At 64.4% G+C, this 22,376-nt stretch carries 18 protein-coding genes; 14 read left to right on the top strand and 4 right to left on the bottom strand.

Annotated elements, in window-relative coordinates; genetic code table 11:
• Positions 1-234: 234 nt before the first annotated feature.
• The 4 genes from LU493_RS00180 to LU493_RS00165 all read left to right on the top strand — a co-directional run bounded on the left by LU493_RS00180 (position 235) and on the right by LU493_RS00165 (position 5,033).
• Positions 235-1,122, top strand: a complete 888-nt coding sequence (locus LU493_RS00180; RefSeq protein ID WP_275285755.1) for a 2-hydroxy-3-oxopropionate reductase — start codon at positions 235-237, stop codon at positions 1,120-1,122.
• Between the two features lie 290 nt (positions 1,123-1,412).
• The gene (locus LU493_RS00175; RefSeq protein WP_275285754.1) at positions 1,413-2,723 is read left to right on the top strand and encodes a glycerate kinase type-2 family protein; all 1,311 of its coding nucleotides are present in this window, start codon (positions 1,413-1,415) and stop codon (positions 2,721-2,723) included.
• Positions 2,720-4,207, top strand: a complete 1,488-nt coding sequence (gene pyk / locus LU493_RS00170) for a pyruvate kinase (protein ID WP_275285753.1) — start codon at positions 2,720-2,722, stop codon at positions 4,205-4,207. The genes LU493_RS00175 and pyk overlap by 4 nt, the downstream gene beginning before the upstream one ends.
• A 94-nt stretch (positions 4,208-4,301) precedes the next feature.
• On the top strand, positions 4,302-5,033 hold the full coding sequence (locus LU493_RS00165) for a GntR family transcriptional regulator (protein ID WP_275285752.1): 732 nt from the start codon (positions 4,302-4,304) through the stop codon (positions 5,031-5,033).
• Between the two features lie 219 nt (positions 5,034-5,252).
• Here the strand turns inward: LU493_RS00165 and LU493_RS00160 are convergent, their stop codons facing one another.
• A complete protein-coding gene (locus LU493_RS00160) occupies positions 5,253-5,954 on the bottom strand; it encodes an FMN-dependent NADH-azoreductase (RefSeq protein WP_275285751.1) in 702 nt (233 codons plus the stop codon).
• A gap of 122 nt (positions 5,955-6,076) precedes the next feature.
• On the opposite strand from LU493_RS00160, the gene LU493_RS00155 reads away from it, so the two are divergent.
• From LU493_RS00155 to LU493_RS00145, 3 genes are all read left to right on the top strand, one after another.
• The gene (locus LU493_RS00155; RefSeq protein WP_275285750.1) at positions 6,077-6,970 is read left to right on the top strand and encodes a LysR substrate-binding domain-containing protein; all 894 of its coding nucleotides are present in this window, start codon (positions 6,077-6,079) and stop codon (positions 6,968-6,970) included.
• A 383-nt stretch (positions 6,971-7,353) separates the two neighbouring features.
• On the top strand, positions 7,354-7,860 hold the full coding sequence (locus tag LU493_RS00150; protein ID WP_275285749.1) for a DUF192 domain-containing protein: 507 nt from the start codon (positions 7,354-7,356) through the stop codon (positions 7,858-7,860).
• Between the two features lie 268 nt (positions 7,861-8,128).
• Positions 8,129-8,902, top strand: a complete 774-nt coding sequence (locus tag LU493_RS00145; RefSeq protein WP_428994505.1) for a 5'-nucleotidase, lipoprotein e(P4) family — start codon at positions 8,129-8,131, stop codon at positions 8,900-8,902.
• Positions 8,903-9,139: 237 nt separating this feature from the next.
• Here the strand turns inward: LU493_RS00145 and LU493_RS00140 are convergent, their stop codons facing one another.
• On the bottom strand, positions 9,140-10,024 hold the full coding sequence (locus tag LU493_RS00140; RefSeq protein ID WP_275285747.1) for an ion transporter: 885 nt from the start codon (positions 10,022-10,024) through the stop codon (positions 9,140-9,142).
• Between the two features lie 30 nt (positions 10,025-10,054).
• Entirely contained in the window at positions 10,055-10,921 is an 867-nt protein-coding gene (locus LU493_RS00135; RefSeq protein WP_275285746.1) for an inorganic triphosphatase, read from the bottom strand.
• Positions 10,922-11,029: 108 nt separating this feature from the next.
• On the opposite strand from LU493_RS00135, the gene LU493_RS00130 reads away from it, so the two are divergent.
• The 6 genes from LU493_RS00130 to glrR all read left to right on the top strand — a co-directional run bounded on the left by LU493_RS00130 (position 11,030) and on the right by glrR (position 18,884).
• Positions 11,030-11,710 carry a TIGR00153 family protein gene (locus LU493_RS00130; protein ID WP_275285745.1) on the top strand — a complete coding sequence of 227 codons (681 nt, stop codon included), beginning with the start codon at positions 11,030-11,032 and terminating at the stop codon, positions 11,708-11,710.
• Positions 11,711-11,765: 55 nt separating this feature from the next.
• Positions 11,766-13,031, top strand: a complete 1,266-nt coding sequence (locus LU493_RS00125) for an inorganic phosphate transporter (protein ID WP_275285744.1) — start codon at positions 11,766-11,768, stop codon at positions 13,029-13,031.
• 297 nt (positions 13,032-13,328) lie between these two features.
• The gene (gene argA, locus LU493_RS00120; RefSeq protein ID WP_275285743.1) at positions 13,329-14,642 is read left to right on the top strand and encodes an amino-acid N-acetyltransferase; all 1,314 of its coding nucleotides are present in this window, start codon (positions 13,329-13,331) and stop codon (positions 14,640-14,642) included.
• A gap of 804 nt (positions 14,643-15,446) precedes the next feature.
• On the top strand, positions 15,447-16,931 hold the full coding sequence (locus LU493_RS00115; RefSeq protein ID WP_275285742.1) for a sensor histidine kinase: 1,485 nt from the start codon (positions 15,447-15,449) through the stop codon (positions 16,929-16,931).
• A 1-nt stretch (position 16,932) separates the two neighbouring features.
• Positions 16,933-17,478 carry a hypothetical protein gene (locus LU493_RS00110; protein ID WP_275285741.1) on the top strand — a complete coding sequence of 182 codons (546 nt, stop codon included), beginning with the start codon at positions 16,933-16,935 and terminating at the stop codon, positions 17,476-17,478.
• A 14-nt stretch (positions 17,479-17,492) separates the two neighbouring features.
• On the top strand, positions 17,493-18,884 hold the full coding sequence (gene glrR, locus LU493_RS00105; protein ID WP_275285740.1) for a two-component system response regulator GlrR: 1,392 nt from the start codon (positions 17,493-17,495) through the stop codon (positions 18,882-18,884).
• A 256-nt stretch (positions 18,885-19,140) separates the two neighbouring features.
• Here glrR and xseA read toward each other — a convergent pair whose 3' ends face one another.
• Positions 19,141-20,505 carry an exodeoxyribonuclease VII large subunit gene (gene xseA / locus LU493_RS00100; RefSeq protein WP_275285739.1) on the bottom strand — a complete coding sequence of 455 codons (1,365 nt, stop codon included), beginning with the start codon at positions 20,503-20,505 and terminating at the stop codon, positions 19,141-19,143.
• Between the two features lie 135 nt (positions 20,506-20,640).
• On the opposite strand from xseA, the gene LU493_RS00095 reads away from it, so the two are divergent.
• Complete coding sequence (locus LU493_RS00095) at positions 20,641-22,371, top strand: alkaline phosphatase D family protein (protein WP_275285738.1); 1,731 nt, start codon at positions 20,641-20,643, stop codon at positions 22,369-22,371.
• Positions 22,372-22,376: the final 5 nt, after the last annotated feature.

The raw sequence follows: 22,376 nt of genomic DNA, 5'->3' as shown, positions 1-22,376 counted from the left end.
TCGGCATCTCGATCGCCGGCGGTGCTCGGAGTCCTCATGTACTGTCAAGTACATTCCGGCTCCTCCGCTCCGGCGGCGACCGACCTGCCATCACTCGTCACGCGTTTCGATACATGGATATTGATAACAGAAGACATAGAGAGCTCGTTTTCCAGACTCCATCGCTGACGGGCAAGTCCCTCCAATATCAGCGTGGCCAAGAAAAGGGGCTCGTATTCCGCAAGGAGAAATATCATGAGCAAGATCGGTTTTATTGGCCTTGGCATCATGGGGCGTCCCATGGCGGGCCATCTGCTGGACGCCGGCCACGAGCTGACCACCGTCAAGCGTGGCAGCCTGGACGAGACCCTGGCCTCCAAGGGCATGAAGGAGCTCGATAATCCCAAGGCGGTGGCCGAGGCTTCCGAGGTGGTCATCACCATGGTGCCGGATACCCCCGACGTCGAAGAGGTGCTGTTCGGCGAAGGCGGTGTCGTCGAAGGGCTCAAGCCCGGCACCCTGGTGATCGACATGAGCTCCATCGCACCGCTGGCCACCCAGGAGTTCGCCAAGCGCATCCACGATGCCGGCGGTGAGTACGTCGATGCTCCGGTGTCCGGCGGTGAGGGCGGTGCGATCAATGCTGCCCTGACCATCATGGTCGGTGCCACTCAGGAAGGTTTCGAGCGTGCCAACCCGCTGCTCGAGATCATGGGCAAGACCATTACCCACATCGGCGGTCACGGCGCCGGCCAGACTTGCAAGGTGGCCAACCAGATCGTCGTGGCGCTGACCATCGAGGCAGTGTCCGAGGGGCTGCTGTTTGCCTCCAAGGCGGGGGCCGACGTGTCCAAGGTGCGTGAATCGCTGCTCGGTGGCCTGGCCCAGTCGAAGATCCTCGACGTGCACGGTCAGCGCATGATCGACCGCACCTTCGATCCGGGTTTCAAGATCAAGCTGCACCAGAAGGATCTCAACCTGGCACTGGAAGGGGCACGAAGCCTCGACCTGGCACTGCCCGGTACCGCCAATGCCCAGCAGCTGTTCCAGGCCTGCGCCGCGAATGGTGGCGCCGACTGGGACCACGCCGGCATCCTGCGTGCCCTCGAACGGCTCGCCGACCACGAAGTCGGTAGCCGCTGAGTCCTTCCCGTCGGCCGTCGTGGCGGCCGGCGGGGGACAGGGAGGTGACTGCTCCCTAATGGCAGGCGTCGGGTCGTCGTCTGCCAGGCCGTTTCCACGGCCATTGCCCGGTGACGAACTTCCCCTGAAGCACCCCTCGTCACCGGGCCCTTTTTTGGGGAGGTCCTGCGTAAATCCCGGTGTACCTTGCGCCACCCGCATGATAACCGTGAAGGCCGCGCGAGCGGAGCGGTTACGGCGAGGAGCTCGCCGATTTAGGCAGTACTTTCCTGCGTAAAGGAGACTTTCCGATGAATGCCCTTTCTCCGTTGCTTTCCTCCGACCGGCCCGAGGCCGTGCGCAGTTGGCTGACCCGCCTCGGTGAGACCGCCGTGGCGGCCGTTCACCCGGATTCGCTGTTGCCCGACAGGTTGCCGACACCCCCGGCCGGTCGCACCCTGGTGGTGGGAGCCGGCAAGGCGGCGGCCGCCATGGCGGCGGCGCTGGAGCGTGCCTGGCAGGCCCGTCATCCTGATGCGCCCCTCGAGGGCCTGGTGGTGACGCGCTATGGCCATGGCGCCGAGTGTCGTGACATCGAGGTACTCGAGGCCTCCCACCCGATGCCCGACGACCTGAGTGAACGTGCTGCCCGCCGCATGCTCGAGTCCATCGAGGGGCTGGGCGAGGACGACCTGGTGATTGCCCTGGTGTCCGGCGGAGGATCGGCGCTGATGACGCTGCCGGCGCCTGGCGTCGGCCTGGATGAGAAGCAGGCCCTCAACAAGGCATTGTTGCGCTGCGGAGCGCCGATCCGCGAGATCAACACGGTGCGTCGGCATCTGTCCGCCATCAAGGGCGGGCGACTGGCTGCCGCCGCGCACCCGGCGCGGGTGCTGACCTGGCTCATCTCGGATGTGCCCGGCGATGAAGCCTCCTTGATCGCTTCCGGCCCGACCCTGCCCGATGCCACCACGCCGGCCGATGCCCTGGCGATCCTCGAACGTTACGGTATCGAGGTTTCCGAGTCGGTGCGCCATCACCTCGAGACCAATACCGAGGCACCACATCCCGAGGATCCAGGCTTCGCCCGGGACGAGAGCGAGATCCTCGCCCGGGCCCGGGATGCCCTGTCCGCAGCCAACGCAGCCGCCGAGGCCGAGGGGATCGAGGTGCGTCTGCTGGGCGATGATCTCGAAGGCGAGGCGCGAGAGCTCGGGCGGGCCCAGGGGCGAATGGCGCTGTCCGCCCAGGATGATCTGTCCCGGCCCTTGCTGATTCTCTCCGGCGGCGAGACCAGTGTGACCGTTCGTGGCGATGGGCGTGGCGGGCGTAATGTCGAGTATCTGCTGGGGCTCTTCACGACCCTCAAGGGGGCGCCCGGCATTCACGCTCTGGCCATCGACACCGACGGCATCGATGGCTCCGAGGACAACGCCGGGGCCATCTTCGGGCCACCCTGCTGGGAGCGCATGCGCGAACTCGGTCTTGATCCCGACGACTATCTGTCACGTAATGACGCCTATACTTTCTTTGATGCGCTGGATGACCTGATCGTGACCGGTCCGACGCGCACCAACGTCAACGACTTTCGTGCCATTCTGGTATTACCGAGGACTTCATGACGCTGCCCCCCCATGCTCCGATCCACGAGCCGATTCGCCGCACCAAGATCGTCGCCACCCTCGGGCCCGCCAGTGACAGGCCCGGCGTGCTCGAACGGATGATCGCCGCCGGCGTCGATGTGGTACGCCTCAACTTCTCCCATGGCGCCCCCGACGACCACCGCCGCCGGCTCACCGAGGTGCGCGAGATCGCCACGCGCCTCGGCCGCAGCGTCGCCGCCCTGGGCGACCTGCAAGGCCCCAAGATCCGCATCGCCCGCTTCCGCGACGGTGTCGTGGACCTCGAGGAAGGCCAGGCCTTCGTGCTCGATGTCGCCCTGGACGGCGAGGCCGGCGACGCCGGTCGGGTCGGCTGCGACTACAAGGCCCTGGCCGAAGATGTCGTGGCCGGGGATCGCCTGCTGCTCGACGATGGCCGTCTGGTGCTCGACGTCGTGCGCGTGGCCGGCAGCGAGATTCACACCACCGTGGTGCAGGGCGGCCGGCTCTCCAACAACAAGGGCATCAACAAGCAGGGCGGCGGGCTCTCCGCCCCGGCGCTGACCGACAAGGACAAGGCCGATCTGGAGACCGCCATCGACATCGGTGTCGACTACCTGGCGGTGTCCTTCCCGCGCAGCGCCGCCGACATGCACGAGGCCCGCGAGCGGCTCGGCGAGGCCGGCGCCGAGATCGGCCTGGTGGCCAAGCTCGAGCGCGCCGAAGCCGTGGCCGATGACGCCACCCTGGACGGCATCATCGAGGCCAGCCAGGCGGTGATGGTGGCCCGCGGCGATCTCGGTGTGGAAATCGGCGACGAAGCGCTGATCGGCACTCAGAAGCGCATCATCAAGCATGCCCGCAGCCACAACCGGGCGGTGATCACCGCGACCCAGATGATGGAGTCGATGATCGAGTCGCCGCTGCCGACCCGCGCCGAGGTGTTCGACGTGGCCAATGCCGTGCTCGATGCCACCGATGCGGTGATGCTCTCCGCCGAGACCGCCGCCGGCGACTTCCCGACGGAGACCGTGGAGGCCATGGCACGGGTCTGCCTGGGCGCCGAGCGCGAGCGCATCGCCCAGGAATCCGGGCACCGCATCCACGAGGGCTTCTCGCGGATCGACGAGACCATCGCCCTGTCGGCGATGTACGCCGCCAATCACCTTTCCGGCGTGGCGGCCATCGCCTGCATGACGGCCACCGGCTATACGCCGCTGATCGCCTCGCGGATCCGTTCGGGACTGCCGATCGTCGGCCTGGCCCACAACCCCGTCGCCCAGCGCCGCATGGCGTTGTATCGTGGGGTGATATCCCTGCCCTTCGACACCAGCGCGATGTCGGCCGGCGAGCTCAACGATCGCGCGCTGGAGCGCCTGGTGGCCCAGGGCATCGCCGAGCCGGGCGACCACGTGATCCTGACCCGAGGGGATCACATGAACGCCCACGGCGGCACCAATACCCTGAAGATCCTCGATGTGGGCGATGGCCATCGCATCGATTGAATGATGGAGAACTGTATACAAAGTGGGGTTGGAGTGTGGTCAGCAGGCGTGAAACATGCGAAGGTCTCGACAGGCAATCCCGGGGAGACAGTCCATGAATAACGCCTGGCACAAGGAGATGCTGGCCGAGGTCAAGGCCGGCGGTCGCATCAGCGACCAGGATATCGTCGAGAAGGTCAGACGCGCGGTATTGACGCAGCGTCTGCCGCCGGATACCAAGCTGCCGGAAGTGACGCTGGGCGAGGTGTTCGGTGTCAGTCGCTCGGTGGTACGCAAGGCGTTGACGCGTCTGGCGTCCGAGCATGTCGTCGATCAGCGGCCCAACCAGGTGGCCCGGGTGCGTGCACCGAGCATCGAGGAAACCCGTGAGACGTTCGAGGCGCGTCGTCTGGTCGAGGGCGAGGTGGCCGCACAATTGGCCGGCCGGCTCGACGCCGAGGTCATGTCGACCCTGGAAACCCAGGCACGCCTGGAAACCGACGCCTACGAGCGTGGTGACGAGCCGGCACGCATCGAGCACTCCCTGACCATCCATCACCTGCTGGCCGAGCATTCGCCCAACCGGGTGCTGGGCGCGATGCTCACCGACCTGGTGCTGCGTACCTCCATCGTCATCGCCCTCTACAAGCGTCCGAGCCTCGCCTCCTGCTATCTGGAGAACGACCACCCGCGTCTGCTCGACCGGCTCGGCAAGGGCGACGGCGAGGCCGCCCGCGCCTGTGTCAACGACCACCTCCACAGCCTCGAGGCATTGCTCGACCTGCGCCCCCGCGAGAACAGCATCGATTTGATGTCGATTCTGGGGCGCACCGCCGAACAGACCTAGGTTTTTAAACTCCGCTTTTTGACTCGTGACATCCTTGTCACTCGCTCTTCGAGCAGCGGAGCTGCCCAAATCGTCACTCCTGACGATTTGTCGCTGATTTTTGCCTTGTGACCTACATGGACGTGGAAAATGCGTTGGCCCGCTGGGAGCGGGCCTAGCCCTGATCTTTGCTCGCCGACTTTTCAGGCAAACCCTTGTGCCTTTCCGGCCAAGAGGCTGTCAGGCGGGCTCTGCCTGTTCCACGGCATGGACGGTCTGCGAGAGGTGGGCGATCAGTGCGTCCACGTCGCGTTCCGCCGCCTCGATGGACGCTGCCAGCAAGGCGCCGCCTTCTTCCTGATGTTCAACGGCAATCCGGTGGATCCGGGTGATGCCGACGAATTCCAGCACCGTGGTCAGGTTGGGCTCCAGGTGATTCATGTGGGCCATGGGCCCGCCTGGACCGAGGCCGGATTCGCCCCGGGACGACAGAATGATGGCGTGGCGGGGGCGGTCGGCCAGCAGGGTGATGAACGGGTCCTCCGGCTGGTTCGGCTCGTAATCCACGGTGCGGCCGAGACGTACCACCTGATCTACCCAGGCTTTCAGGGTTGCCGGCATGCCGAAGTTATAGAGCGGTGCACCGATGACCAGGATGTCCGCGGCGACCAGCTCGTCGACCAGCTGGTCGCTTTCGGCGAGCGTGTCTGTCATCCAGGCGGACCGCTGCGCCGATGGCGTGAAGGCGGCCTGAATCCATGGCTGGTCGATGAAGGAGGGGGGATGGCCACCGATATCCCGGTAGGTGACGCTATCGTCGGGTCGACGGTTCTGCCAGCCGGAGACGAAGCGGTGCGTCAACCGACGGCTGATGGAACCGTGGTCGTCGGTACCGGCGCGGCCGGGGCGGGCACTGGCGTCGAGTTGCAGGATGTGGGTCATGATTGTTACCTCATGATGTGAGTTGGCTTCAGGTATCTTTCAGTGGCCAGATCAGCCTAGAATCACGGTATATAGGCAACAAACGATCTTTTCTTGCGTGTTGAGATGAGCTGAGTTCAGCCATGAGTCCTCGCCGATTACCCTCTCTGTCCTCCTTGAGGGCATTTGAAGCGGCCGCCCGTCACGAGAGCGCCAAACGGGCGGCAGAGGAACTGTCCGTGACCGCCACGGCCATCAGCCACCATATCCGCGGCCTGGAAGACGCGCTCGGTGTGGCGCTGTTCGTTCGCAAGCCCCGGCAACTGGTGCTTACCCGGCAGGGGGACGAGCTGTTCCAGACACTGGAGAGCGCGTTCGACAGCATCGGCGGTGTCGTCGAGCGCTTGAAAACGGTGCCTGTCCGCCAGGCGGTAACGCTCTCCACGACGCCGGCGGTGGCGGTGCGCTGGCTGTTGCCCTGGGTATGCCTGCTGCGCGACTCGCATCCGGACATCGATTTGCGCATCCACGCCTCCCACGATCCCGTCGCGCTGGATGGCGTCACGGCAGACCTGGCCATTCGCTACGGAGATGGCCATTGGCCGGGGCTGGTGGCGGAGAAACTCTTCGATAATGTTTTCATTCCCGCCTGCAGTCCGCACCTGGACTTGAAGAGCCGGGAGGAACTGCCCACCCATTCGCTGATTCACTTCCGTCCCCAGGGAGGCTCGGTGGCGCCGCTGAACTGGGCTGGCTGGCAAAAGCGGGCCGTCGTACCGGATCTCGATGTCAGTGCTGGGCTGGTGTTTTCCGATGAAACCCATGCCATCTCCGCTGCCGTCGGTGGGCAGGGAGTCGCGCTGATGAGCCGTCCGCTGATTGCCGATGAACTGGAAGAAGGGCGGCTGGTACAGCCCTTCGGGCCGGAACTGGAAGGCAAGCCGTTCTATCTGGTCCACCCGGAAGGCCGACGAGATGACCCGATCATTCTCGCCATTCGCGACTGGGTGATGCAGGTGGCGGGCGGCCTGTGTTGAATGAACGGGCGAGGGGAGCCGACCGCAGGGACAGAGACGGCATATCTTCCAGGCAGCCTTGTCGTCGACTACTGTGATGCTTTCTGGAACCTTGCATCGCTCGATCCACTCGGGGCCGGCGGACAGTGACTGGCGTTCTGTCCGAGCGTTCGTCCCGGCTATGGAAACGCTGAATAAATCGCCGAGCATAGTGAAGGCTAGGCCCGTTCCCGACGGGCCATCGCATTTCCCACATCCATGTGGGTCACGCGAGGCGCACGGAGCACAGAAAGCGAGACATAACGAGGGGTTAGGCGAGCTTTCGAGCACCGCGCAACGCAGCGATTTGCATGCGCAGGCATTTTAGCAGTGTTTCCCCATCACCAGCCATCGAGAGGACCCTCATGAACCCGACCCGTCGTCGATTGCTCCGTGGCATGGCGTCGTTACCGTTGCTGGCGTTGTGGTGCCCCGCTGTCGGGGCCTCGGCGCTGCCTGCCACGACGCTGACGATTCACAGCGCACGGGGGCCGCATCGGTTGACGGTGGAGCTGGCGCGCAGCGCCGCCGAGCGCAGCCGGGGGCTGATGGAGCGCGACACCCTGGCCGAGGATGCCGGCATGCTGTTCCTCTATGGGACCGCCCAGCCCGCCCATAACGGCTTCTGGATGTACCGCACGCGTATTGCCCTGGATATCGCCTTTCTCGATGCCGAGGGCCGGATCAACGACATCCATCGCATGCAGCCCTGCCGAGCGACGTCGCCGAGCGATTGCCCGGTGACGCGCCCCTCGGCGCCCTATCATGCCGCCCTGGAGGTCAATGCCGGCTATTTCGAGGCGAAGGGGATCGAGACCGGTGATTGCCTGAGCTGGCCGGAACAGGACGACGGTGCCTGCCGTCGACTGTAATCTTCTCCGCACCACCCACGGCCGGCACGTTCGGCCCCCGTCTCATCGGCTTGTCCCCGCTTCCCTTGTCCCCGGCGCTCTGTGTCCCGGCGCTACCGTGAGATGACATGGTGATAACCCGGCCCGGCCTAGATATTAATTTGAACGTGTAATAAAAATAAAATATGATCATATGGCTGATTTTCGATAACAAAGCGTGATCAAAGAAAATGCTGAGCCTGAGCATTCAGGCAGTGCCCTTCCGATCACCAAGCAGGAGATGTTCATGATGACGTTCAGCCGCCATACACTGCTCGCCGCCGCGCTGTTTGCCGGCGTGACGCCGTTCGCCAACGCCGCGACCGATGGCACCGATGGTGAAGCACTCTGTGCCCAGGCCGCCTATTCCATGGGGCTTCGCTATCAACAGCGTTCCGCCGAAGTCGCGGCCTTGCAGCGTCAGGGCTATGCGCTGGCCACCCTGCGTCTCGAGCAGGCCATCGCCGATCATGACGAGAACGCGAACCTGGCGATCATCACCGACCTGGACGAGACGGTGCTCGATAACAGCGCCTTGCTGGCCCGCGACATGCAGGCATGCCATGACTACACCACCTGGGATACCTGGAAGCACTGGGAACGCGAGGGCGAGCCGCGCCTGATCCCCGGCGCCGCGGACTTCCTGGAATTCGCCGACGAGCAGGGCGTGGATATCTTCTATGTCTCCGACCGCTATCAGGAGAACGAGGCCGATACCATCGCGAGCCTCGAAGCCCTCGAACTGCCCCAGGTATCGAAGGACAGCGTCATGCTGCTCGGGCCGCCCAAGGCGGAGCGTCGGGCCGAGGTCGTCGAGAACCACACCCTGGTGATGCAGCTCGGCGACTCCCTGCATGACTTCTCCGGCGAGTTCGCCGACGCGGATCTCGAAGGACAGCGCCGCCTGGTCGAGGAAAACGCCGAGCGATTCGGCGACGACTGGATCGTCTTCCCCAACGCCGGCTATGGCGACTGGAGCGAGGCCGAACTCAACGCCTGGGAGGCGACGCTCGAGGTGGAGTGATCCACACCCGGGAAGCGCTGCTTGAATGCTGCGCTCGCCGGCGTTTCAGTCAAGACTGAGAGGGTGTTTACAAAAGTTACGAGCGACGGCCAGGCCAGGCGAAATCAGCCGAAAAAGCGGAGTTTACGAGCTGGTAAATGAGCATTTTGAGGCTGATTTCAACGCCGCATGGTCGAGCGCAGTAGTTTGTAAACACCCTCTGAAACGCCAGTCGAGAAATCTCGGCCAAGGTGCGCCTCATGTCTCATCGACATGAGGCGCATCGTCGTTTTCGGCCCTGGGATCCGGGGTCTCTTCGTCCAGCCAGGTGCCGCAGTGCAGGCAGTAGCTGGCACGCCTCTCGTGTCGATCATGCCCGCAGCCGGGACAGGCTTCGTCGGAATAGCGATCGGCGCGGATCGAGCGGATCACTTCGGCGGAGAAGACCCCGGTGGGCACGGCGATGATCGAGTAGCCGGTCAGCATCATCATCACCGAGATGGCCTGGCCGAGCGGCGTCACCGGCGTGATGTCGCCGTAGCCGACGGTGGTCAGGGTAACCGCCGCCCAGTAGATCGACATGGGAATGCTGGTGAAACCGGCCTCGGCGGGCTCGATCAGATAGACCACCGAGGCGAAGATGGTGATCAGCATGCAGACGGTGAACAGAAACAGGAAGATCTGCCGGGCGCTGCGCTTCAGGGCATCGAGCAGCAGGCGTCCCTCGCCGACGAATTCCATCAGTCGCAGCACGCGGAAGATACGCAGGGTACGCAGCAGGCGCACCACCACCAGTGACTGGGCACCCGGCAGCAACAGGGCCAGCCAGGTGGGCAGAATGGCCAGCAGATCGATGACGCCGTAGAAGCCGCGCAGATACTGCCAGGGTCGCTCCAGGCAATAGAGGCGTAGTGCCAGCTCGAAGGTGAAGAGCAGGGTAAAGCCCCACTCCAGCCAGTGGAACAGCGCCCCATGGCGCTCGCGCAGCGGCACGACACTCTCCAGCATCACCACCAGCACACTGAACAGGATCACCCCGATCAAGACGATGTCGAAGGCCTTGGCCGAGGGCGTATCGGATTCGAAGATGAGCTGGAATATCCGGGTACGCAGATTTCCAGTGGCAGGCTTGAGGTGGCTCACGGTGAGTGTCGTCCTTGTCGTTGTCGAGGCTCAGCCGAGTGCGGCGTCCCCGGGCAGATGGCGTGACAGGGACAGGGCGCGTACGCCGAAGGCCTCGGTCAGCCAGGCAGCGTCATCCAGGGCTCCAGCCAGCCAACGGGCGTCGTTCGCGGTATCATCGCCCAGTTCTGCCAGGTGTTGAAAGGCTTCCTGTGCCTCGCGACGCCAGGCCGGGTCGCCGGTGTCGCACAGGGCATCCAGGGCGACACCGGCGCGATGCAGCCAGGCGGCGGGCGTGCCGCCTTCGGGGAGGTGCCAGTGTCCGAGGAGCAGGGCACCGCCTCGGGCGGCCTTGCTGGTGTCCGCGGGGCGCAAGGGCACGCGCTCGGCCAGGATGGCGGCGAGGTCGTGCAAGGCGCTCTCTGTGCCGCCCTTGAGCTCGAGCTCCAGCTCGCGGATCGTCGCCGTGCGCTCGCCGGCGTATATCTCCCCGGTATCCAGTGCCACCTCGATGACGGCATCACCGTCCTCCACCCACCAGGTCTCACGGGTGAAGTCGGTGGAGAAGCGTGGCACGAGGCGCGACAGGGTGTCCCGGCCGAAGGCGGCCATGGGGGGAATGTCGGCGAGTCCCTCGAAATCCAGTCCGGGGCCATCCACCGGCCACTCCCATTCGCCACGGCTCGAGAGGCCGCCACCGCCCTGGCCCCGGGTCTTCACGGTCTGCAGCAATCGCTCGCCATCGCGGCGCAGGCGCAGGGCACTCCGCGAGCGTTCCAGATCGCCCTCTGGGGTATCGAAATAGGTGTTGCCCAGTCGGCCGACCCGAGAGGACAGGGCGGCGAGTCGAGGGTGACGGCGCAGGGCGTCCGGCCCCGATTCGCCCAGGGCCAGCTTGAGTTCGATTTCACTTGCCATGAAGTGCCTGCCTTGTAGGGGGATGATGAAAGATAGATGAATTTTTCATGACGTCGGGATGGTCAATCACTATACTGACGCCGCCATTTTCCAAGTGTTCAGCTGCCCATGGTGACATCCAACCCTTTCTCCGCGATGTTTGGCCGCTCGCCATTCCAGCCGTTGCTGGCGCACATCGTCAAGGTCAACGACTGCGCGGAACAGTTGCTGCCGTTCTTCGAGGCCACGCTCAACGGCGATTGGCAGGAAGCCGGCGTTCACCGCGAGACCATCACGCGTCTCGAACACGAGGCTGATGAGCTCAAGACCGAGCTGCGCCTCAACCTCCCCAATACCATGTTCCTGCCGGTGTCGCGGTCCGATCTGCTGGACCTGATCAGCGTCCAGGACAAGATCGCCAACAAGGTTCGCGACATCACCGGCATCATGCTCGGTCGCAGCATGCAGGTGCCGGAAGCGCTGGCCGAGCCCATGCGCAACTATATGCAGACCTCCGTGGCCTGCGTGGGTCAGGCGCGCCAGGCATTGGAGGAGCTCAAGGACCTGCTCGAATCCGGCTTCGGACGCAACGTCTCCGATGTCATGCAGAACCTGATTCGCGAGCTTCACACCCTGGAGCAACAGGCCGACAGCCAGCAGATCGCGATCCGTCGCCAACTGTTCGCGCTGGAAGACAGCCTGCCGCCGGTGGAGGTGATGTTCCTCTACAAGATCATCGACTGGGTCGGTGAGCTGTCCGATCGCGCCGAGCGCGTCGGCAGTCGCCTTCAGATCATGACGGCCAACTGATCGGGAACTCCCGAACACCATCCGCCACACTCTGACCGCAGAAGGACACCGTCCTATGTCGATCATCGCGCAACATGGCGACATCTTCATCATCCTCGCTTGTCTCTTCGGCCTCTTCATGGCCTGGGGCGTCGGGGCCAACGATGTTGCCAATGCCATGGGGACCTCGGTGGGCTCCAAGGCGATCACCATCAAGCAGGCGATCATCATCGCCGTGATCTTCGAGTTTCTCGGCGCCTGGTTGGCCGGGGGCGAGGTCACCAACACCATCCGCAAGGGCATCATCGACCCGACCATGCTGCAGGGCGATCCCCAATTGCTGGTCTATGGCATGATGGCCGCCTTGCTGGCGGCGGCCACTTGGTTGCTGATCGCCTCGATGCGTGGCTGGCCGGTCTCCACGACCCACTCCATCGTCGGCGCCATCGTCGGCTTCGCCATGGCCGGGCTGGGGCTCGATGCCATTGGCTGGACCAAGGTCGGTCAGATCGCCGCCAGTTGGGTGGTTTCGCCGCTGATGTCCGGCTCCATCGCCTTCATGCTGTTCAAGTCCGTCCAGCACCTGATCTTCGAAAATCGCGACCCCTTCGCCGCCGCCAAGCGCTATGTCCCGATGTATGTCTTCCTGGTCGGCTTCATTGTCGCCATGGTGACCTTTACCAAGGGACTCAAGCACGTCGGCCTCGAGCTCGGCTTCGGTAGCAGTTTCCTGTATTCCATCTTGATGGGGCTGGCCCTGATGGTACTGGGCGTGGTGCGCGAACGCCGAGTGGGCGCCGGGCAGCGCCAGGACGATGCCTTCGGCTTCGGTGGCGTGGAACGTGTCTTCGGGGTGCTGATGCTGTTCACCGCCTGTGCCATGGCATTTGCCCACGGCTCCAACGACGTGGCCAACGCCGTCGGCCCTCTGGCTGCGGTCATCAGCGTCGTGGAAAGTGGCGGCACTGTCGGCGGCGAGGCCCTGGTGCCCTGGTGGGTACTGGTGCTCGGCGGCGGCGGCATCGTCATCGGGCTGGTGACCTATGGCCACAAGGTCATCGCGACCGTGGGTACCGGCATCACCGAGTTGACGCCGAGCCGCGGTTTCGCCGCGACGCTGGCCGCAGCCACCACCGTGGTGCTGGCTTCGGGCACCGGCCTGCCGATCTCCACCACGCATACCCTGGTCGGCGCGGTGCTCGGCGTGGGCCTGGCGCGCGGCATGGCGGCACTCAATCTGAGGGTGATCGGCACCATCGTGATGTCCTGGCTGATCACGCTACCGGCGGGTGCGGGCCTGGCGATCATGTTCTTCTTCATGTTCAAGGGCATGTTCGGCTGAGCCCGCCCGGGCTTCGCCCGGAGCTTGAAGCCATGGAAGTCCCCGGCTCCGCCGGGAGCTGGAAGATCGTCCGCTTCGCGGCCGTAAGCTTGAAGCTGGAAGTCCCCGGCTCCGCCGGGAGCTTGAAGTCGTAAGCTTGAAGCTGGAAGAAAAAACCTTGACCCCATGTTGTCGGGGTTCATGCTGCCTTCCAGCTTCCAGCTTCCAGCTTCCAGCTTCCAGCTTCCAGCTTCCAGCTCGCGTGTCTGATATAGTCAAGGCTCATCTTCCCCTTTCACCTGCTGCCGGAGTGCGGCCTTGGATACTCGCTTTCCCTTCGTCGACTGGTTTCGCAATTCCTCGCCTTATATCAATGCGCATCGAGGGCGAACCTTCGTCATCCTGATCGAGGGTGAGGCGGTGTCCGAGGGGCGTGGCGAGCAGCTCATCCAGGATCTGGCGCTGTTGCACACCCTGGGGGTTCGCCTGGTGGTGGTGCTGGGGATCCGCCCCCAGGTGAACGGTGCCCTCGAGGCGGCCTCGATCACGCCACGCCGTCATCATGGTCGCTGGGTCGCCGATGAGGCGATCATGGCACGGGTCGAGCGGGTCGCCGCCGAGCAGCGTCTGTGGCTGGAGTCGCGGCTTTCCCTGGGACTCCCCAACTCGCCGTTGCACGGTGTCGAAATGACTGCCGTGTCCGGCAATCTGGTGATGGCCAAGCCGCTGGGCGTGCGGGATGGTGTCGATTTCGCGCGGAGCGGCGAAGTGCGCCGGGTTCGCGAGACGGCGATCACCGGCTTGCTGGAACAAGGCTCGTTGGTGCTGCTGCCACCGTTGGGGTATTCCAGCACCGGTGAGGTCTTCGATCTGGATGCCGCCGAGGTGGCCCAGAAGGTCGCCACGGCACTGACCGCCGACAAGCTGATCCTGCTCGGCGAGGCCAGTGGCCTGTGCGATGCCCGGGGGCAGCTGCAACGCCAGTTGACGCCGGATGAGGCAAGCACTTGGCTCGATGACGCCTCCCCCGGCGACGAAGCCTATCGTCACCTGAGGGCGGCCTGTGCCGCCGCTCGTCATGGGGTGGCGCGTACTCACCTGCTGTCGTGGCGCGATCACGATGCCCTGCTCGGCGAACTGTTCACCCGCGATGGCGTGGGCACCATGATTTCCCGCCACCGCTACGAACAGTTGCGCGCCGCCCAGGTCGCGGACGTCGGGGGCCTGCTGGAATTGCTCGAGCCGTTGGAGCGGCGTGGCATGCTGGTGCCGCGCTCCAGGGAACGGCTGGAGTACGAGATCGATGATTATGTGGTCATCGAGCGCGATGGCATGGTCATCGGCTGTGCCGCCCTGCATACCTTCCCCGAAGCCAGCATGGGCGAGCTCGCCTGTGTGGCGGTACATGTCGATTATCGTGGCGGCGCCCGGGGCGACCTGTTGCTGGGTGAAGTCGAGCGCCGTGCCCGTCGGCTGGGACTGGACTCGTTGTTTGCCTTGACGACTCATACGGCGCACTGGTTCTTCGAGCATGGCTTCGGTACCGCTGAACTTGCCGATCTGCCGCCTCTCAAGCGCGATACCTACAATCACGCCAGGCAGTCGAAGGTGCTGGTCAAGTCGATTTCCTGAGAGTCTCGGCGCTTTTCCTTGTTCATCGAGATCTAAAATGTCGCCCAAGGGCGACATTTTATCTTGTTGTTATAAAAGCGCTTTTCTTTCTTCGTTCGATAGGCGTCTCGATATAGCGACGTTTTTTGGCGTTCAATGAGGCGATTGTGTCCGGGCTGGGGAGATTTGGTCACAAGGCCGGTTTTTAATTACCTGATAATAATCGACTTTTGTTTTTATGGCATGCATATGGCAGCAGTTAAGGGTGAGCAAACGGAAAACGATTCATACGGCTCGAATCGTTCTCCGGTCGCTGCGGGGCATGCGACATCACTGCCCTGTGTGCCCGGCCTCGAAGCGACCAATGTCTGCTCCAGCGATGTGTGACTTTAGGTTGCGATGAGACGGTACCGACGACGTCAAGGACGTGTACCGAAAAGGGCAAGGATGCTCTGGCAAGGATGCCTCTCCCCCGAGACGGGGGACGAATCGCGCAGCGGCGCCTCGAGAGGCGACGTTGCCAGGATCGAAGCAAGGGTGGTTCGCCACCCGACACTCGAGTCCGGCCCCTGGTGGCAGACGGCTTCGGGTGGCTTCGAGGGCCTTTTCAGGCCCATGGAGAGTCGATCGACGGACGGGACCAGGCCAGTCGATCGAGCGGCTTTCCAACCCTTCAGTTCCCTGCGTATTGGGCCGGCCCTGCCGGCCTTTTTTTTTGCTGCACATTCTCGTGCACGATGGTTTGCAGGCTGGCCGGCGAAACTCTGGTATTCTCGAGCAAGAGCGATGGTGCTTCCTTTCAATTTTTTCGATAGAACGCTGGCCATGACTTCAGCCGTTTCCCGTCGCTGGCGCCCACGCTCCTTGCTGCAGCTGGTGTTGCTGGCCTTTCTCATGGTGATGTTGCCGCTGGCCGTACTGATGTTCCAGGCCGGCCAGGCGCTCTCCGAACTGTCGCGCCTGGCCGATGTCAGTGCCCGTCAGGCGGTGGAGGAGACCCGGCGAGCCCGGACCCTGGGGGCCCTGGCCCTGGAGCTGGAACGTTCGGCCCGTCAGTACGCGGTGGTCGAGCAGGAGAGTCTGCTCGATATCTACGATGAGCGCCTGGTGGAATTCCGCCAGTTGCTGGCCAGGCAACGCGAGCTGTTGCCCGATGATCCGGATGTCGCAGCGCTCAGCGAACAGCTGGACGAGCTCGCCGAGCTGCCGGACCTGCCGGTCGAGGCGTTTCGGGATAGCCTGTCGGCCTTCCTGCCGTTTGCCCGGCATACCGAGGCCATGCGGCAGGCCACCAATCGGCGCATCGATGAGCGGCTCGATGATATTCGCGCCCGGGCCGAATCGGTGCAGACGCGACTATGGTGGCAGACGGCGGCGCTGGTATCGGCCAGTCTGCTGCTGATGTTGTTGTTCACGCGCCTGATCATCCGTCCGATCCGCCAGCTCGAACGGCATATCCTGGGCATCGGTAGCGGTAGCCAACAGCAGAGCGTGACGCCCGTCCAGGGCCCCGCCGAACTGGTCCGGCTGGATGAACGACTGGACTGGCTCTCTTCACGGCTCGACGAGCTGGAGGAGCAGAAACAGCAATTCCTGCGCCACATGTCCCATGAACTGAAGACACCGTTGGCCAGCGTGCGCGAGGGGTCGGCGCTGCTCACCGATGGCGTGGCTGGCGAGATCACCGAGCACCAGCGCGAGATACTCGAGCTGATCGATGCCAGTGGCAGTGAATTGCAGCAGCTCATCGAACAGTTGCTCGACTATAACCTGCTGCAGCACAACCGACGCCTCGAGCTCGAATGTCTGGATCTGGCAACGGTGGCCAAGGAGGTGCTGGCCAAGCATCGGCTGGCGCTGCAGCAGAAGGAGATGCGGATCGCATGTTTCGATGGTCCCGTGACCTGGCGGATCGACCGCACCGCGACGGGGCGCATCCTCGATAACCTCATTTCCAACGCCGTCGCCTATGGCGAGGACGGGGGAGAACTGGATATCCGTGCCCGTACCACCTCGACATCGTTGGTAATCGAGGTCGCCAACAGCGGAGAGTCGATTCCCGATGAGGACCGCGATCATCTCTTCGAGGCCTTCTACCAGGGCCGTATACGCCGCAAGGGGGCGCTGAAGGGGTCGGGCATCGGCCTCTCGGTGGCCGCCGACTGCGCGCGCCTGCAGCAGGGTACACTGGAATTGGTCGAGGATCGGCTGTCGGTGTGTTTCCGCCTGACGCTGCCGGCGCCCGTCATGGATGACGACGCAATAGAAACATTACCCGCACTGGCGGGAACGCACGCAAGGAGCGGATGATATGAACGCACGAGCCCTGATGGTCTGCCTGGCCGCCGCCTGGCTGGCCGGTTGCCAGTGGTTGCCCGCGCAATCCCGGGATGACGTGGCGGAGACCACGGTGGCCAAGGTCGAGACGCCGAACTGCTACGCCGAAGTGCCCGGCTTCGCTGACGAAACCTGCCTGTTGCGTGACTGGGTGGCCTTCGGCCTGGCGTCTCAGCGTGGCGATGGCGAATGGCGTGAACGCATGCGGGAGCGTCTCGTCGGCACCCAGACCGAGACACGTCTGGCCAGGGCCGTGGTGCTGGCCTGGGGGCCGCCATCGCAATGGAAGCAGGCGTCCGAATTGTTCAAGGCCGACCTGCACGCGGCGCCGCCGCGCTTGCAACCCTTGTTGCGCTACTGGCTCAACGAGATCGAGCGACGTCGCGATCAGCAGCACCGCCTGGTCAGCAGTGAGCAGGCACGTGGTGCCCTGGCGGAGGAGAAGGAGGCACTGACCGAAAAGCTCGATGCCTTGACCGACATCGAGCGAAACATCAATTCGCGACAGCGTACCGAATGACGCGGAGACACGACATGACCCCGAGCGGACACTCCCGAGCCAATGCCGATCAGACGGCCCACATCCTGCTGGTGGACGATGACGTCAGCCTGTTGAAGCTGCTGGGAATGCGGCTGGAGAGCCGTGGCTACCGCGTGACCACTGCCGAGAGCGGCCGGGAGGCCCTCAAGCATCTGGATACCGGGCGCCCGGATCTGGTGCTGTCCGACATGCGCATGGACGAGATGGATGGCCTGGCGTTGTTCCAGGAAATCCAGCGACGCCTGCCGGGGTTGCCGGTCATCATCCTCACCGCCCATGGCTCGATCCCCGATGCCGTCAGCGCCACGCGCCAGGGGGTCTTCGGCTTTCTCACCAAGCCGGTGGATCGGGACGAGCTGTTCACTACCATCGACGATGCCCTGGCCCATACCTCGGCGGCGGCCGGCGAGGATGACAGCTGGCGCGAGGCGATCATTACCCGTAGTCCGGAAATGGAACGCATCCTCGAGCAGGCCAGGATGGTGGCGAGCTCCGATGTCAGCGTTCTGGTGACCGGGGCCTCCGGCTCCGGCAAGGAACTGCTGGCCGGCGCCATCCACAAGGCCAGCCGGCGTGCCGACAAGCCTTTCATCGCCATCAATTGTGGCGCCTTGCCCGAGCAACTCCTCGAGAGCGAACTGTTCGGCCACGCCAAGGGAGCCTTCACCGGGGCGATCAGTGATCACCGGGGCCTGTTCCAGGCTGCCGATGGGGGCACCCTGTTTCTCGACGAGATCGGTGACATGCCGCTGGCCCTGCAGGTCAAGCTGCTGCGTGCCTTGCAGGAGCGTCAGATTCGTCCCCTCGGATCGACCGCTTCGGTATCCGTGGATGTGCGTCTGATCTCGGCGACGCATCGTGATCTGGGCCAGGCCATGCACGATGGGGAGTTCCGTGAGGACCTCTTCTATCGCCTCAATGTGGTGAACCTGAAGCTGCCGCCGCTCAAGGAGCGTGCCGAGGACGTACCGCTGCTCGCCAAGTATCTGGTGACCCAGGCCGCCGAACGCCACAAGCCCTTCGTCAAGGGCTTCTCCAAGGAGGCCATCAACCTGCTGGCCTCGAGCGCCTGGCCGGGCAATGTGCGTCAGCTGGTCAATGTGGTGGAGCAATGCGTGGCCCTGACCAGTTCACCGATCATTCCCGAGGCGCTGGTGGCTCAGGCACTGGTGGCCGAGGAAAACGCCCTGCCGACCTTCAACGACGCCCGGGCGGGGTTCGAGCGCAGCTATCTGATCAAGGTCCTCAAGATCACCGAGGGCAATGTCACTCAGGCGGCGCGGATCGCCGGCCGCAACCGAACGGATTTCTACAAGTTGCTGGCCCGTCACGAACTCGAGCCTTCGACCTTCAAGCCCAACGTTGCCCACTCAAATCGGGCTTGAGACGCGCTGTTCCAGGGAATGGATCGGTAGGGGATGTCGAGGGTTCTGTGCGATGTCCCGCCCCCCCGACGAGTGATTCGCGAATTCGTCTCGGTCGATAAAAGTCTGCGCCCGAGGCGGGCGCAGACAAGGCGAACATTGGATGATGCCTACAGTGCTGTCGCGTCGTGGAGGCCACTCGCCGATCGGCACCGTCAGCCTGCCATGCAGGGCGGTATGGTAACGAAATCGGTAGAAATGTAAATAATATTTGTTATCAGTTGTGGTCGGGCGCCGAGGGATCGGTGACGGGGGACAGCACCTCGAGTGTCAGATGTCCCTCACCTAGCCTGGCCGCCAGCCGTTCGCCTGGGCGAGTATCGTCGGCACGCTTGACCACGTGCCCTTCGGACGTCTCGAGAATCGAGTAGCCGCGGCCCAGTATCGCCAGGGGGCTGACCGCCTGGAGTTCCCGCGACACGGCGGCAAGGCGTTCGCGGTGACGGGCCAGCGAGCGGGGCATGCTCCGACGCAGTCGCCGGGCGGCCAGCGTCAGGCGCTGTTCGGCCTGCTCCACCTGCCATTGCGGCGAACGCAGCGTCAGGCGTTGTCGAAGATGGCGCTCCCCCTCCCGTCGTTCGGCCAGTCGAGCGTTCATGGCACGACGCAGCCGGCCTTGCAGCTGTTCGAGCTGGCGTCGGCGGTAGGCGAGCACTTCACCCGGGTGTCGCAGTCTGGCCCTCAAGTGGTCGAGCCGCTGGCCCTGGGTGTCCAGGCGAGCCCGCTGCGAGCGTGTCAGGCGTTCCTCGAGCTGGACCAGACGCTGGCGCAGGGCGGCGGCATCCGGTACCAATCGTTCGGCGGCCGCCGATGGGGTGGGCGCACGACTGTCGGCGGCGAAATCCGCCAGGGTGACGTCGACTTCATGACCCACCGCCGACATGACCGGCAGACGAGAGTGGAAAATGGCCCGGGCCAGGTGCTCATCGTTGAAGGCCCAGAGATCCTCGAGGCTACCGCCTCCTCGAGTGACCAGGATGGCATCGCGTTCCGGCTCCAGGGTCGACTGGCGGTTGAGCAGCCCGAGTGCGGCGATAAGTGCCGGGGCCGCCTCCCGGCCCTGGACCGGCACCGGAATCAGCGTGACCTGAGACATTGGCCAGCGTGCGGCAAGCACCGCGAGCACATCGCGAATCGCCGCGCCGGTGGGCGAGGTGAGTACCAGCAGGTGCCGAGGCGGAAAGGGCAGGGCGCGGGCATTGGTGAACACGCCCTCGGCGTCCAGCTTGGCCTTGAGCCGCTCGAAGGCCGCCAGGAGTTCCCCTTCGCCGGCTGGTTGCACGGCCTCGGCGATGAGCTGGAAGTCGCCGCGAGGTTCGAACAGTGATACCCGGCCGCGCACCTTGACCCGGTCGCCATCGCGCATCGGCGCGGTCACGAAACGTGCGCGATTGCGGAACAGTGCACAGCGCAACTGGGCGCGTTCGTCCTTGAGCGTGAAGTAGACATGCCCCGAGGCCGGCCGCGAGACACCGGAAAGCTCGGCCTCCACCCAGACCTCGCCGATCCCGCTCTCGAGAAGCTGGCGAGCGTCGCGGTTGAGCTCGCTGACGGAAAGGGCAGTGTCGTCGGCGCTGGGCATGGGGCATCCTCGTCGGGGGTGTGCGGCGCTCCGTACTGTAGCGTGATTGCATGAGGCGCGACTACGCTTATCCAGGGGCGCCATCGTCATGCCGGCGCATCCCCCCGAACATCATGCAAACGGAGGAGGCCCATCATGTCGGGACTGCGTGCGCCTCAGCTCGGGCCCATCGTCGGGCATACCTCCCATGATCGTTGCCGGCTCTGGATCCGTGGCTGCGCGCCCCGGGACGAAGGCGCCCATCTCGGTGCGGAGATGCGCACGGTAGGGCTGTTGGGGGTCGTCGACGAGCGAGGCCGGCTGCGAACCGACGAGGCGGGCCGGCCCTGGGGCTACTATTTCCGCCTGCATCGCGAGTTCGACCGTACCGGCACCTTCGTGCTCGGCCAGGAGACGAGCCTTGGCGGCGAGGATGGTCCCGGCCTCTTTCCGTTGGAACCGGACACCGAGTATCGGGTGCGCCTGGCGACGCTCACCGTGGACGATCCGCTGCCGGATGCCGAATCCCTGGCCGATGCTGATCTGGCCGAACGCCTGCCGCCGCTCGCCACCATGGGGGAGCTGCTCGAGGGCTTCGACTCGGCGGACTGCGAGGCACGTTTCCGGACCTTCCCCGATCCCGATGCCGGTCCGGCGGACGAGCTGAGCTTCCTGATCGGCTCCTGCCGCTACCCGGGCCTGTTGTGGAAGATCAAGGAGGCAGACCGCATCTTCGCGCCCATGGCGGCGCAGTTTCAGCGACAGGGCGGGCGACGGCCGGCGCGCTTCACATTGTTGATGGGCGACCAGATCTATGCCGACAAATTCAACCGCCACCTGCCGCTCGGCCGGGCCGACACCTTCGAGGAAATGCAGTCGCGCTACCATGAGGCTTTCGGCGCTCCCAACATGCGTCGCCTGCTGCGTCGCTCGCCGGTCTACATGATCCTCGACGACCACGAGATCGAGGACAACTGGAGCCAGGACCGGCTGCGCGACAATCACCACCTCTTCAACATCGCCATCGGCGCCTACATGAGCTATCAGTGGAGCCATGGCCCGCGCAATTTCGGCCGGCGGCTCTATTATCGCTTCACCTGCGCCGGCTATCCGTTCTTCGTGGTCGATACCCGCACCCAGCGCCATCGCCAGCGGGCGGGCCTCCACGACAATCACCTGCTGGGCCGCCCCAGCCTCGATGCCGATCCCAAGCATTTCAGTCAGCTCGACCGGCTGCTCGAGTGGCTGAGCGAGCAGCAGCGCGAGCACGGCAACGTGCCCAAGTTCCTGGTCACCGCCAGCGTCTTCGCTCCCAGCCCCATCGACGAACGCCTCGGCAACGAGCTCCGTGACGAGCCCGAGAGGCAGCGCCTGGAGGCCAATCTCGAAAAGCGCGAGGCCAGCGACGCCTGGCCGGCCTATCCGCGTACCCGTCTGGCGATCCTCCAGCACATCTTCGATAACAGGATCCAGAACGTGGTCTTCCTGAGCGGCGATGTGCACTGTGCCAATATCGCCCGGCTCAGCTTCGAGCACGAGCAGGGGGAGAGTGACCTGGTCGCCTATGACGTCACCTCGTCGGCGCTCTACTGGCCTTTCCCGTTCGCCGATGGCGATCCCAACGGCTTCGTGCACGATTCCCGAGAGGACGAGCAGTACGATGGCTTTCCCCTGGATGGCGGGGAGAATGATCGCCGCGGGCCGGTGATGCATTACCGCGCCTGGGGGTTCAGCCAGGAGGACAACTTCTGCCGGCTCGAACTCGACAAGGCCCGTCATCGGTTGCGCGTGCGGGTGCTTGACGACCGGGGCGAACCGGTGAAGGTCACCGATTCCGAGGGCCGGCCGGTGCAGGCCAACGACCTGCCACTGGCGCCCTGGGACTGACGGAG

Source organism: Halomonas elongata, from assembly GCF_029081005.1.
GTDB lineage: Bacteria > Pseudomonadota > Gammaproteobacteria > Pseudomonadales > Halomonadaceae > Halomonas > Halomonas elongata_B.
This window is presented reverse-complemented; position numbering and strand designations above follow the sequence as displayed.